Source organism: Mesorhizobium sp. M1A.F.Ca.IN.022.06.1.1, from assembly GCF_003952605.1.
Taxonomy (GTDB): domain Bacteria; phylum Pseudomonadota; class Alphaproteobacteria; order Rhizobiales; family Rhizobiaceae; genus Mesorhizobium.
The window spans coordinates 4,336,491-4,349,106 of record NZ_CP034455.1; the positions used below are offsets into that span (position 1 = coordinate 4,336,491).

General features: G+C 63.5%; 10 protein-coding genes. 3 read left to right on the forward strand and 7 right to left on the reverse strand.

Translation table 11 applies throughout. The features are described 5' to 3' along the window. Nucleotides 1–44 precede the first annotated feature (44 nt). Entirely contained in the window at nt 45–1,358 is a 1,314-nt protein-coding gene (locus EJ078_RS20575) for an extracellular solute-binding protein (protein WP_095800398.1), read from the reverse strand. 156 nt (nt 1,359–1,514) lie between these two features. Between EJ078_RS20575 and EJ078_RS20580 the strand changes: the two genes are divergently transcribed. Further along, a complete protein-coding gene (locus EJ078_RS20580; RefSeq protein WP_127217258.1) occupies nt 1,515–2,300 on the forward strand; it encodes an IclR family transcriptional regulator in 786 nt (261 codons plus the stop codon). 120 nt (nt 2,301–2,420) lie between these two features. Continuing rightward, complete coding sequence (locus tag EJ078_RS20585; RefSeq protein WP_127217259.1) at nt 2,421–3,257, forward strand: amidohydrolase; 837 nt, start codon at nt 2,421–2,423, stop codon at nt 3,255–3,257. A gap of 25 nt (nt 3,258–3,282) precedes the next feature. Here the strand turns inward: EJ078_RS20585 and EJ078_RS20590 are convergent, their stop codons facing one another. Genes EJ078_RS20590 through EJ078_RS20600 form a run of 3 tightly spaced genes read right to left on the reverse strand, consistent with a single transcriptional unit; the run spans nt 3,283 to nt 6,127 of the window. After that, a complete protein-coding gene (locus EJ078_RS20590; RefSeq protein WP_127847417.1) occupies nt 3,283–4,404 on the reverse strand; it encodes an extracellular solute-binding protein in 1,122 nt (373 codons plus the stop codon). Nucleotides 4,405–4,418: 14 nt separating this feature from the next. Continuing rightward, nucleotides 4,419–5,576 (reverse strand): CaiB/BaiF CoA-transferase family protein, encoded by a 1,158-nt coding sequence (locus EJ078_RS20595; RefSeq protein ID WP_127215204.1) that lies wholly within the window; start codon nt 5,574–5,576, stop codon nt 4,419–4,421. Then, nucleotides 5,573–6,127: a MaoC family dehydratase gene (locus EJ078_RS20600; RefSeq protein ID WP_127215205.1), complete on the reverse strand. Its 555-nt coding sequence runs from the start codon at nt 6,125–6,127 to the stop codon at nt 5,573–5,575. The genes EJ078_RS20595 and EJ078_RS20600 overlap by 4 nt, the downstream gene beginning before the upstream one ends. Before the next feature lie 511 nt (nt 6,128–6,638). Here EJ078_RS20600 and EJ078_RS20605 point away from each other — a divergent pair. Next, nucleotides 6,639–7,523, forward strand: coding sequence for a hypothetical protein (locus EJ078_RS20605; protein WP_245322265.1), 885 nt, complete (start codon nt 6,639–6,641; stop codon nt 7,521–7,523). A gap of 41 nt (nt 7,524–7,564) precedes the next feature. Here the strand turns inward: EJ078_RS20605 and EJ078_RS20610 are convergent, their stop codons facing one another. From EJ078_RS20610 to EJ078_RS20620, 3 genes are all read right to left on the reverse strand, one after another. Beyond that, on the reverse strand, nt 7,565–9,082 hold the full coding sequence (locus EJ078_RS20610) for a hypothetical protein (RefSeq protein WP_127215206.1): 1,518 nt from the start codon (nt 9,080–9,082) through the stop codon (nt 7,565–7,567). 66 nt (nt 9,083–9,148) lie between these two features. After that, nucleotides 9,149–10,255, reverse strand: coding sequence for a cellulase family glycosylhydrolase (locus EJ078_RS20615; RefSeq protein ID WP_095823347.1), 1,107 nt, complete (start codon nt 10,253–10,255; stop codon nt 9,149–9,151). A gap of 20 nt (nt 10,256–10,275) precedes the next feature. Further along, complete coding sequence (locus tag EJ078_RS20620; protein ID WP_127215207.1) at nt 10,276–12,426, reverse strand: GumC family protein; 2,151 nt, start codon at nt 12,424–12,426, stop codon at nt 10,276–10,278. Nucleotides 12,427–12,616: the final 190 nt, after the last annotated feature.

Below are 12,616 nucleotides of genomic sequence, written 5' to 3' on the forward strand. Positions count from 1 at the left end.
AGCGGCGCCGGTCGCGAAGACCGGCGCCGCTGGGAGGATAGTCCTTAGAGCTTGCCGGCGTCCTCGAGGATCTGCGTCGCCTTGTCGGCAGCGTCGTCGAGCGCCTGCTTGGAGGTCTTGTCGCCGAGGATGGCGGCCTGAAGTTCGGGATAGACCGCGTTGGAGATCTCGATCCATTCCGGCGTCTGCGGCACCGGGAAGGCGTTCTTGGCGGCTTCCTGGAATGCCTGCAGCACTTCGGTTTTGTAAGGATCGGACTTGGCCTGCTCGAGGTCCCATTCCCACACCTTGGTGCGGGTGGGCAGCGGGCCGGCCGCGGCTTCCAGCTTCTGACTGTCCTCGTTGGTCAGCCACCAGACGAGCGAGGCGGCGGCCTCCTTGTTGGCGCAGTTTTCGGTCACCGAGAAGCCATGCGCGCCGGACCAGCCCGAGCGCTTGCCGGACGAGCCTTTCGGCTGCACCTTGATGCCGACATTGCCGGCGACCTTGGACGACTTCGGGTCGTTGAAGAAGCCAGCCCAGCCCGGCCAGTCGAGGTTGAGCGCCACCGTGCCGGACGCGAACCCCTGGCCGAGATCATCCCACAAATAGTTGGTCGTGCCGGCGGGCACAGCCTTGGCCTTGTAGAGCTTGACGAACCAGTCGAGCGCCTTGACGCCGGCCTCGGAGTTGAAGGCCGGCTTGCCGTCCTTGTCGAGATATTCGCCGCCGTCGGCGATCAGCATCTCGTAGAAGCGGCCGTTGATCGCCTCTTCCTTGCCGGCATATTGCGTGCCGTAGAAGTCGGGCGGGCTGGCGAAGAATTCCGCCTGCTGGGCCATCTCGTCGAAGGTGTCCGGCGGGGCGAGCTCCTCGCCGTATTTCTCCTTGTAGGCCTTCTTCTTGGCTTCGTCCTGGTAGAGGCTCTTCTGGTAGTAGAGCGCCGATACGTCGAACTGCGCGCGCGGCAGCATCACCAGCTTGCCGTCGAGCGTGCCGGCGGCGATGTTGGCCGGGACGAAAGCGTCGATCTCCTCCTTCGGCAGCAGCTTAGCGAGGTCGGTGTAGATGCCCGGATATTGCGGCGCGAACGAAGTGTGGTTGGAGCCGACGCACCAGGTGATCGAGTTGGAGGCGATGTCCGACTTGATCTCCTTGTCGAGATCGAAGTGGTTCTTCTTGGAGACGACGTTGACCTTGGCGCCGGTCGCTTTCTCCCACTCGCCGATGCGCGCGTAGAGTTTTTCGTATTGCTGGCCGCCGATCAGCTTGGCGTCGATCGTGACGCCGGTGAACTTGCCCGGCAGGTCGGCAGCCAAGACCGCACCCGATGCCATGAGCAATGCGCCGGCGGCGACGCCGGAAAGCAGTCTGTTCATGAATATCCTCCCTGGAACGGCCGTAGGCCGTCGTGGCTGAAGCTCCATGCTTCATTCATATGCAAACAAATTATTCATACGTCGTCAAGCCGAAACTTCTTCCCTATGAAGGCTGTCTTGCGTATATGAAGATCACAATTCACCAGAGGGCACCGGGTGCAGGACGACGAGGAAGACCGCTATCGCGCGCCGGCACTGGACAAGGGGCTGGACATTCTGGAACTGCTCGCCAGCGTCGATGGCGGCCTGACCCAGGCCGAGATCGCCAAGCGGCTCGACCGCAGCCCCAACGAATTTTACCGGATGCTCGACCGTCTGGTGAAACGCGGCTACGTCACCCGGCCAGACGGCGACCGCTATTCGCTGACGCTGAGGCTGTTCGGGCTTGGCCAGCTGCATGCACCGGTGCGCAGGCTGGTCTCCTACGCCACCTCGATCATGCGCGAGCTGGCCGAGACCTCCTGGCAGGCAAACCAGCTCGTCGTGTTCGACCGCGGCAGCGCCGTGGTCATTGCCCAGCAGGAAGCGCCGCGATACTGGGGCATCTCGATCCGCGTCGGCTCGCATATCAGCCTGTTCGACACCGGCTCGGGACATGTGCTGCTGGCCTTCCGCTCGCCGGAAGAGCGCGAGATGATGATCGCCGAGCATTTGCGCAGCAACGAGGAGATGAAGTTGTCGCCCGACTTCTTCGCACGCCTCGACCAGGTGCGCGATCGTGGCTACGAGATGATGGCTTCGTTGCAGACGGCCGGCGTCTACAATCTGTCGGCGCCGGTGCTCGGTTCCGACGGGCACGGCATCGCCGCGCTCACCATACCCTATATCACTCTGGTCAACGCGCCGGCAGCGCCCGATATCACCAGGACCATCACGCTGCTCCAGGCAGCAGCGGCCCGCCTGTCGCAACTCGCCGGGTCGGATGTCAGGTCAAAGGAATAATTCTTATTTGAATGGCGAATTCTCAGGTGAGATGATCGAGTCCATGTCTGAAGCATGTCGTTTGCGCAAAAGCCGCTGCGCAATTCGGGCCACGTGGATAGCGCGACAAGGGAGGAAGCCATGATCGTCGATACCCACCTGCATCTCATCGACAGGGCGGCGCTACGCTATCCCTGGCTGTCCGGCGTGCCGGCCCTCGACCGCGATTTTTCCCACGACGAATACGCCACCGAGGCGCGCCGCGCGGGCATAGAATTGGCGCTCCATATGGAGGTCGACGTCCACCCGGCAGATATCGCGGCTGAGACAGCCCTTGTCGAAGGACTGTCGAAGAAGCCGGGCAGCCTGGTGCGGGGCGCGATCGTGTCGTGCCGGCCGGAAGAACCTGGCTTCGCCGCCTGGCTGGACAAGGTGAAGGCCGATCCATTTGTCAAAGGATTCCGCCGCGTGCTGCATGTCGTGCCCGACGACGTCTCCGAGGGCGCCCTGTTCCGCGAGAACGTCGGGCGCATCGCCGGCAGCGGGCTGACCTTCGATCTTTGCGTCCTGCCGCGACAGATGAGCCAAGCGATCGCGCTGGTCGATCTGGCGCCTGACGTGCAATTCGTTCTCGATCATTGCGGCGTGCCCGACATCCAGGGCAAGGCCGAGCATCCCTGGCGCGAGCAGATCGCCGAGATCGCCCGGCGCCCCAATGTCGTCGGCAAGATCTCCGGCGTCGTCGCCTATGCCGATCCGGCGAGCTGGACCGTCGAGACCCTGCGGCCTTATGTCGAGCACACGATCGGCAGCTTCGGCTGGGATCGCGTCGTGTGGGGCAGCGACTGGCCGGTCTGCACGCTCGGTGGCGGGCTGCTCGGCTGGGTAGCGGCGACGCACGCGCTCCTTGCCGGGGCGAGCGAAACCGAGCGCGCGAAACTGCTCTCCGGCAACGCGAAGAAGCTCTGGCGGCTGTGAGCCGCAAGGCCGATGCCCGACTGTATTAGCGGGGCGCCGCGAAGCTCTGCCGGAACAGGCGATTGATGTCGGCGACGACGCGGGGGGCGTCCTGCCGGCCGGCAAGACCCTCATTGAGGCGATCGGACGCCGCCTGCTGAAACGCCATGTAGCCGTCGTGGCGCGGGCGCACCCAGGCGCCTTCCAGCGTCGCCCGCGTGCCGCGGTAGAAGTCGCCCGTCGCGACATTCACGGCTTCGTCCTCCCAGGCGGCGGCATGGCCGGGCTGGCCGCCGGCGGCGGCATAGAGGCCGCGCTGCACGTCGCCGCTGGCGATCCAGTAGGCGAAGTCGATCGCTTCCTCGCCGGCAGCGGAAAAGGCGGAGACGGCGATGCCGGTGCCGCCGAGCGCGGAGCCGACCGGGCCGTTGCCGCCCACAGTCGGCATGTCGCAAAAGAAGAGCCGGTTCGGCCGGAAGCCTGCAGTGGCATAGGGCACGTAGCCATAGATCAGCGGCGCGCAGGCGATGCGCGAGCCGGCCTCGGCCATCTTTTCGAACACCGCAATCGGATCCATCGTCAGGCACTCGGGATCGAGGAGTGCCGCGATCTCACGCAGCATTTCGAAGACGGTCTCGCCGGTATCGGGATCGATCAGATCGCTCGGGCTTTCGACTGCACATGGCCGGCCGAGATCGGCGGCAAGCGTGAAGAAGCACATCAGCGAGTGCGGCGGCCTGAGCGGCAAGAGCACGCGGCTACGCTGGGCAAGCTCCAGCACTTCGGTCCAGATCTTCGGCGCGGCGTCTATCAAATCGGGTCGCCAGGCCTGCACCTGCGTCGCGGCGTCGATCGGAAAGGCCCATTGCCGGTCCTGCCAAGTGTAGCTCGGATAGGACCGGCCGACGCTTGCCTTCGCCAGCGCTTCGCGCTCCGCCTCGCGGCCGGGCACGTCGAGCGGGGCCAGGCACTTCTCGGCGGTGATCTGGCCGACATGCGGATGATCGATGACGATCAGGTCGTAGGCGCGGGCGAGTTCTTCGACAGAGAAGGACTCGAAGTCCTGCAGCGAGCGCTTCTCCCACTCGATAGAGACTCCGGTCTTTTCCCGCCAAAGCCGGGAGCAGGCGACCATCGGATCATAGCCGCGCGGATGGTTCCAGGTCATGCCCTTGAGTGTCGTCACAGGCCGAACTCCTTGCGGATTTTTGCGCTGTGCTCGCCGACGCGCGGCGCCGCATGCTCGACTTTGGCACGCATGCCGTCGATCCTGAGCGGTGACCGGGTGGTGTCGATCGAAACACCGTCCTCGCGCGTCACGGTCTGCAGCAGGTCGAGCGCCTTGAAGCCGTCGCTTTCCAGCACCTCTTTCCAGTTCAGCACCTTCGCGCACCAGATGTCGGCGGGCTCGAGGATCGCCAGCCATTCGTCGACCGACTTCTGCGCGATGCGCTGCGCGATGATCGCCTTGATCTCGTCGCGCGCCGTGAACCAGGTCGCCGGCTGGTCGCGATAGGGCGCCAGCGCCTCGATCTCGAGCAGGTCGGCGAGCTTCGGGATCGGCGTCATGGCGATCGCCAGGAAGCCGTCCTTGGCCGGATAGACTCCGTAGGGCGCCGCCAGATAGGCGTGGGCGCTATGGAACGACGAACGGCGCGGCAGCCGCCGGCCGTCATTGAGATGCGTCGTCAGCACCTCGAACTGGAGGTCGATCAGCGCTTCGAAGAGGCTGGTCTCGATATGGCCGCCCGCGCCGGTGGTGCCGCGCCGGACCAGTGCTGCAAGGATGCCTTGCGCACAGGCGGCGCCGGCCAGCATGTCGGCGATTGCCAGGCCGAACGGCACCGGACCCTGATCTTCGTCGCCGTTCAGCCACATGACGCCGGAGCGCGCCTGGGCAAGCAGGTCCTGACCCGGACGCTTTACCCACGGGCCTTCCTCGCCATAGCCGCTGATCGAGGCGTAGACCAGGCGCGGATTGAGCGTCCGCACATGCTCGTAATCGAGGCCGAGCCGCTCGATGACGCCGGGCCGGAAGTTCTGGATCAGCACGTCGGCCTTGGCGAGCAGCCCGCGCAGCGCTTTAAGGTCGTCCTCGTTCTTCAGATCGACCGCAAAGCTTTCCTTGGCACGGTTGATGGCGTGGAAGATGGTGGAATCACCACCGATCTCGGTGTCGCTGAGATAGAGCCGGCGCGACAGGTCGCCACCATCGGGCCGCTCGATCTTGATGACGCGGGCACCGAGGTCGAGGAGCCTCAGCGAGCAGTAAGGTCCCGACAGGAACTGGCTCATGTCGACGACGACAAGGCCGGACAGCGGCAGGTCGGCGGCCATCATTGCTTCTCCGTCTTGCCGGCGAAGTCGGCCGGGTCCTTGTATTTCACCGTCTGCAGATGCTCGCAGTAGAGCACCAGCTCGCCTTCGCCCTTGAACACTTCATAGCTGGCGCGGATCAGCCCCATTTCCTTGTAGCGGGGCTTCTTTTCCATGTTGGTGCGGATCGAATAGATGGTGTCGCCGATGAAGACCGGCTTTATGAAGCGGAGCTTGTCATAGCCGTAGGAAAAGGCATTGACGCAGTTGGTGGCGACTAGACCGAGCCCGGCCGAGAAAACGAACGCGCCCGCCACGAGGCGCTTGCCGAAGATACCTTCGCGCTCGGCGAACATCTGGTCCTGCACATAAGGGTGGATGTCGAGCACCAGGGTGTTGAAGAGATGGCTGTCGCCTTCGGCCATAGTGCGCCGGAGCGAGCGGATTTTCTGGCCGATTGGCCAATCTTCATAGAACCAGTTTTCGGCATTCCATACCGGCAGCAAGGCGTGATCGGGCGGCATGTCGGCAGGGCAGGTCGAAGCGACGCCGACGGTGGGCGGGAAGCTGGTCATTGCGCTGTTCGTCCGCTCCGGGAGAATGGCCGCACCGCTCCGGCAAGCCGGAGTCGGACGCGATCGATCCTCCAAATCTTCTTTTGTGAATACTATATTCACATATGAGATTTGCGCACAAGCCGGTCAGGTGAAATTTTGCCTGCACGATCGAACTCGGAGTTGCCTTGGATGCAGCAGGCACAGCGCCAGGCGCGGCTACTTCCGGCAGTTGCCAGCGGACTTCCGGGTCACGGCGAACGCCGCTGTGCCGGCCGGGATGGCGAGCGCTTCTGCCAGGAAGGACCGCCACCGGCCCGAATCATACAAAACCAATGATTGTTTTGGTCAATTCTACAATTGTAACCCGCCTAAGGGTAATGCGACGATCAGTTGTAGGCGGAGGAGCACTGCACGATCCCGTCAAATCCGGCCAATAAAATTAGCTTCGATAGCGGTGTAATTCGTTAGTAATCGATCGTCAGGATAACCCGGACCTCGACATATTTGGTGCCTTTTTCTTGAGTCGATTATGGCGGTTCTCGGCGCATTCCCTCCCGGTATCGGTTGCCGGCCCTTCGACGAGAGGGATTGGGGAGGCGTGGCGGATTGCCTGCACCGGGGGTTTCCGGAGCGCAGCAGGAGCTATTGGATAGAAGCGCTGACCCGCCTGGCGCAGCGGCCAGCGGTCGTCGATTTTCCGCGATATGGGTTCGTCCTGGAGAAGTCGGGCCGGATCGTCGGCGCGGTGCTTACGCTCTATGCCAAGCACAGAAGCCTGGAAGGCGATGAAATCCGCTGCAATCTCTCGAGCTGGTCCGTGGACGCGGAATTCCGGCCCTATGCCAGCCGGATGATCGCGACGGTTATCCTGCGCAAGGATGTGGTCTACACCAATATTTCTCCATCGCCCGGGACAGTGAGGCTCAACAAAGCCTTCGGTTTTCGCCTGTTTTCCGGCGGACAGATCGCCTTCTTGCCCATTCTGAATGGTATGCCGCGTCCGGACCGGGTGTTGGAAGCCCATGCGGACCTCGCCGAAATGGCTGAACTCACCGACAACGAAAGATACATATTGCTCGAGCACGCCGCGTTGGGCTGTCTTTCGCTGATCTGCGTCTGCGACGGTCTGGCGTTGCCGCTTGTGCTGAAGCCGCGCCGGATATTGCATGGGCTCGTGTCGTGCTGCCAGGTCGTCTACTGCCGATCCCACGCGGATCTGGTCAGGTGCGCCGGGGTCGTGGGCCGCTTTCTCCTGCGGCGCGGACAGCTGCTTTGCCTCGTCGATGCGATGGGCCCGGTTCCCGGTCTGTCCGGCAGGTATTTTCCGAACAAGGGGATCAAGTATTTCAAGGGTCCGAAATCGCCTTCTCCGGGAGACCTGACGTTCACCGAAATGGTGCTGTTCGGTTCCTGAACGAAATCGTGAAGCCGGTCTGGAGCCCAGCCGATCCGAAGTCAGTCCGCCGCTTCGGCTCTTGCCGCCATGCGCCAGCGTGTTCCCAGCGAGACGCCCACGAGCAGCAGACAGAAGGCGAGGGCAAGAGGGGAGTAGAAAGCCTCCTCCTGTAATACGGCATTGGCCGAAATGGTGACGATGCCGACAAAGCCGAACAGGAAATCCGGGTCGCCGGTCTGGATAAGCTGCCGTCGCAATGCCACGGCCAGCGCCGCCAGGAAGCCGAAGAAGACGAGGCTCCCCACGCCCATCTGGTAAAGCATGACACCGACCGCGCTCTCGACCGGCACGGAGGCGGCGCCTTCGGCCTGGGCGGTTTGCCAGTTGAGATTGATGCTGGTGCTCGACAGGTTGCCGCCGAGACCCAAGCCCTGGCCGAGCGGATCGGCCAGGAAATCGCGCATGCCGGCAATCAGACCGAGGACGTGATAGTCGCCATGGGTGGCGCCATATCCGATCGCCGCCGTCGTCCAGACCACGGCCAGGGCCATCGCGCCCATGAGCGCCAGACCGGCGCGGGAGGGACTGTAGATCAGCCGCACGGCAATTGCGACGAAAAGCATGAAGGTCGCGCCCTTGGAGCCGATGACGAGCAGCAGCGGCAGAGCCGCGAGAGGCAGCACCCATCGTCCTTTGAAGAGCAGCCAGGCCGAAATGATGCTTAAGGCGTAAGCATAGCTGATCGGATGGAAGTTCGGGCCGCCGATGCGGAAGACGCTTGGCAGGATGTCGTTGAACAGGGGCGTGTTGAAGAAGGTCGTGGTCATCACGTCTTCGATCCCACGGTAAACGAAACCGGTTTCCTGAAGCGTTTTTTCCCACACGCCGGTCTCGACCTGCCGCGAGATGCTGCGCTCGACATATTGGTCGCCGTGGAACAGTCCGAGGAAATCCATGGTGAAGGTCAGTTCCGCATAGCCATAGACGATCGCGCCGGCGCCGAGCCACAGCATGCTCTTGCGCAGATCGACGGGATAAAGGCTGGCGGCGAGGACCACGACGTGGAAGCAGGCGAGCGGCGTGATCGTGTTGCGGAAATAGACGACCGCGTCCTTGGGGTCGCCATGCACGACGCCGAGAGCGAAATAGAAACAAATCGTTCCGCACAGGACCATGCTCAGCAGCAGCCACGGGCGCAACTCGGTCAGCGCGCGGACGCGGTACTGAAATGAGGCGGCCAGGAAAATGCCGAACGCTGTCATCAGGATGATGAAGTTGGTGCCGCGCAGCGCGTCGAACGTGTCGTTGTCGGGAATGTAGGGGGTGAACCAGGCGACCACGAGGTTCTGAAAGAGAAAGGCGCAGATGATCAGCACCGGAACGCCCGCCGGCATCGCGTTCGAAACGATCAGCGTCAGCACGAATGTTGCGGCAATCCCGAACGGCGTCCACACGGCAAATGCGGAGACGGCGAGCGCAACGACAAGCAAGGCCGTGCCGACATGCAGCAAGGTTTCGGGCGTATCCCTGCCCGGCAAACCCAGTCTGACGGGCGAAGAGACCTGCGTCGTGCTCATCGCTGATCCGCTCCGCTCGTCACTTGTCCCAGCAAGCGTAGATGGCGCCTGTCGTCCATTTCCGGCCTAACCTCCAAGGAGCGCGGCAATCATCGAGCCGTCGAAGCCCTCGACGCTCTGCCTGCTCCTGATGAAGCCGAAGCCCTGATCGAGCTCCCAATAGGTCCATGCCACATGGTTCGCTTCAGCCGCCTTGCGCACGGCGCGCACCCAGGAGGCGCGGCTTTCGGCATCCACGCAGAAGTTGAGCACACCGAATTCGTTCAGCATGACCGGGCAGCCGTTGGTGGTGGACCAGCGCGCCAGATCGGCAAAATCGGAGCCGATCCGCGCGGCCGTCCAAGGCGCCGACAATTCCTCTTCAACGAGGTTGGCGGCTTCTTCGTCGCCGGCCGACCGCAGTTTGGAGATAAGCCGGCTCACCTGGGCCATTCCCTTGCTTGCGGGAAAGGGCAGGTCCGCGATGCGGGCGAGCGGCGAGGCATCCCAGGTCTCGCACTGGTGGGTGAAGGCCAAGGGGGCGTAATAGTGAACGGCGGCAATCTGGTTGTCGTCGGCGAGCGGCGGCGTGTCGGCGATTTCCCAGATGCCCTGAAACCGTGCCGGTCCCCAGACCAGCGTGTGGCGCGGACATTTCGCCCGCAGCGCCGCGGCGATCCGTTCCCGCAGCGCCAGCCAGGCGCTCCGTTCCATCGGTGGCTCGTTCAGCAGCTCGGGATAGACCCACTCCGCAGGCAGATCGGCAACGACGGCACGCAACGCCGTCCAGGCCTGAAGCACTCTTCCTGCAGCCGCCTCGGGATCGTTTCGAAAAGCCGCTACGAGCTCGCCAGAAGGATGCATGTCGAGGAGGACCGAAAAGCCCAGCCCGACAAGATCCCTGATCCCGTTCTGGATGCGGCGAAGCGTTGCCGGGTCGCCGCTGGAGACGAGATCGCTGTTGACCGGCAGCCGGATCGTTTCGAAGCCTGATTGCCGCAGCTTCTCAAGCGTGGCCGTGGCGGGAGCAAGCCCATCGTTTCGGTCGAGCCATCCGGGAAGGTTGAAGCCGCGCGACGGAACTTGGCCGGCCGTCGCGAGCGCAGCGGATTGCGGCGGAGGGGAGACGGCGACAACGGCTCCGGCGGCAAAGGCCAGCGCCTGTCGCCTCGACACCTTGGGCGGCGATGTCATCGATGCACCGCCTCCACGGTCTAGCCCCGGGCGGCGGCGCTGCGGCGCTGCTCGCCGGCCGCTCGCGGACTGTCGATCGCCGCGGCTGGCCGCGCGTCAGCCGGCGCGACGACAAGGGTGGCACTGCGACCGATCTGGCCGGCACCGAATTTTTGCGCGAGGAGCCTGGCGGCTTCCGAAGGCTGCTCGGAGGGGCTGAGCGCCAGAAGCGCAAGATCGGCTTTGGCGAAGAGCTCCGGATTCCAGCCGTTCTCATTGAGCGAGGGCGCGATCACGAGCACGAAATCGAACGCGCTCCCGGCTTCGGCCAGAATGCCACGGAACGAGTTGCGATCGGCAACGCCAGGACTTTTTTCCGCCACTGAGCTGCACACGATCGTCTGCAGACCGGTCGCGCCATCGATGAACAATCCGGCGCCGTCTGTCGTCGCGCTGGACAGACGATCGCCAATTTCCACCATCAGCACGTTCTGATCGGCCCGTTGCATGCCTATGCCCAGCATCGCGCCCGCAATCCTTGCCTCGAAACTGCTGTGGATCGAAGACACGAGGATGACGAACGGTTTGCCGTGGTCGTTCAGGTGCAAGACCATCTGTCGCATGATCTTCAGGACGGCGAGCGACAGCGTTTCGTTTCCGGTCTGGAAGAGCTGTTTCCTGATCGCCTTGATGTTTGAATAGGCGGTCCCACCGGCGACGCCGGGCAGACGGTACTCGCCGAAATTGGCTGGCATCGGCAATGGCCGGGGGCTGACCGGCGCGCTGTCCTTACGGTCCACGAACGGCTCCGGCACGGCCGCCGTCGGCGACTGCGGGTCCTCTTGCGGCTGCGAGACCGGACCAAGCGCCAGAGCGAGGCCGCATCCGGCGAGGAGTCCCAGAACGGCGCTCACCAAGAGAAGCAGGACCGGCTTCGGCCATGTCGGCTGGACAGGCGGCGAAGCCACGCCGATCTTGCGCGCTTCGGAAGTCTGCACGCCCTGCATCTGCGACGTTTCCTGCGCCCGCTTGAGATAGTCGTCGAGCACGGCGCGCGCCGCCTGGGCTTTCGATTCCAGCTGCCGCAGCTGTACCTGCGCGATGTTCGAGTTCGTCGACTGTTGGCGCAGGGCTTCGAGCTTGTCTTGCAGCTTGCCGACATTCTGCACAGCGAGATCATAGCTGGCCTTCAACTGCTGTCTTATGCGATCCGCCTCGGCGGACATCAGCCGCTTCAACCGCTCCAGCTCGGACTGCAGCCGCCCGATGGTCGGGTGGCGCGGCCCGTACATCGTTTGCAGGCTGGCAAGCTCGGTGGCGCGCTGGTTGTAGTCATCGCGCAATTTGATCGCCGAGGTGGAGGTAAGAATATCCGCAAGCTTGGCGAGTCCGGCCGGCGAACTGCCCGCAGCCAGCGCCTGATTGTAGCGGTCCTTGGCCTGGTCAGCGTCGCCCTGGGCGGCGATCAGCTGCGTCGTCAGCTGATCGAGCTGCGACTGCAGCGTGCCGCCGTCCGTCGAATTGACGATATTGTGTTTCGTCTTGAAGTCTTCGACCGTCCGCTCGGCGTCGCTGACGTCCTTTTGCAGGCCGGAGATCCTGTCCGTGAGCAGCGTATTCACGTCGCTGTTGGCGCTCTCGCGTTCTCCCACCAGGCCTGCCCGGTACTGATCGACGATGGCATTGGCGATGCGCGCGGCCTTTTCCGGCGACGGCGACGTGAAGCTGACATTGATGACGTAGGTCAGCCCTTCGCGCTCGACAGAAACCTTGCTCTGGAAGCGCTTGAAGGCGGCGTCCTGCGGCGCGCTTGCGCCGGCTCCGAACAGACGTGAAGCAAGGCCGCCGCCGGCGAATTCCGGATCGCTGTCGAGCTTCTGGCTTTTGAAGACGGCGCCGAGCAGGTCTGGCGACTGGATGACGAAGACTTGGCTGGCGATAGCGGCGCTGTCGGAGCCGATCCCCGGAAGCACGTTGTTGAAATTGGTCGCGCGCGTGTCGCGGGGGTCGATCAGTATCGAGGCCGTTGCGGTATAGCTTGGTTTGGTCACCGCAAGATAGGAGAGCGCCAGCAGCACTGCCGCGCCGGCGATGGCAAGCACTATCACGCGTCGCGCCCAAAGGATGGCCCACACTGCACCTATGTCGAACAACGGCGTAAGAGTGCGCTCGTCGATACTGGCTGGCTTCATCGATTTTCCTCGTCGAGAGCCGCGACTTCACGACCTCACTCGTCTCCACAGTATTAAGGATTATCGTTAGCCATCCGTTAAGCTTGGCGGCGTGACGATGCGCTCGGCGCTGGCGATGCCGGTAACCATGCGAAGCGTTCGCGCTGGCGCGGTTGCGGCATTTTGCTTATGCAGGATCGGGTTTTGAGCG

What these genes read in the sequence shown, in the direction of transcription:
- EJ078_RS20590 (WP_127847417.1), bottom strand. Translation starts at nt 4,404, where the DNA reads ATGACCTGGAACCATCCGCGCGGCTATGATCCGATGGTCGCCTGCTCC.
- EJ078_RS20605 (WP_245322265.1), top strand. Translation starts at nt 6,639, where the DNA reads ATGGCGGTTCTCGGCGCATTCCCTCCCGGTATCGGTTGCCGGCCCTTC.
- EJ078_RS20600 (WP_127215205.1), bottom strand. Translation starts at nt 6,127, where the DNA reads ATGACCAGCTTCCCGCCCACCGTCGGCGTCGCTTCGACCTGCCCTGCC.
- EJ078_RS20575 (WP_095800398.1), bottom strand. Translation starts at nt 1,358, where the DNA reads ATGAACAGACTGCTTTCCGGCGTCGCCGCCGGCGCATTGCTCATGGCA.
- EJ078_RS20615 (WP_095823347.1), bottom strand. Translation starts at nt 10,255, where the DNA reads ATGACATCGCCGCCCAAGGTGTCGAGGCGACAGGCGCTGGCCTTTGCC.
- EJ078_RS20620 (WP_127215207.1), bottom strand. Translation starts at nt 12,426, where the DNA reads ATGAAGCCAGCCAGTATCGACGAGCGCACTCTTACGCCGTTGTTCGAC.
- EJ078_RS20595 (WP_127215204.1), bottom strand. Translation starts at nt 5,576, where the DNA reads ATGATGGCCGCCGACCTGCCGCTGTCCGGCCTTGTCGTCGTCGACATG.
- EJ078_RS20610 (WP_127215206.1), bottom strand. Translation starts at nt 9,082, where the DNA reads ATGAGCACGACGCAGGTCTCTTCGCCCGTCAGACTGGGTTTGCCGGGC.
- EJ078_RS20585 (WP_127217259.1), top strand. Translation starts at nt 2,421, where the DNA reads ATGATCGTCGATACCCACCTGCATCTCATCGACAGGGCGGCGCTACGC.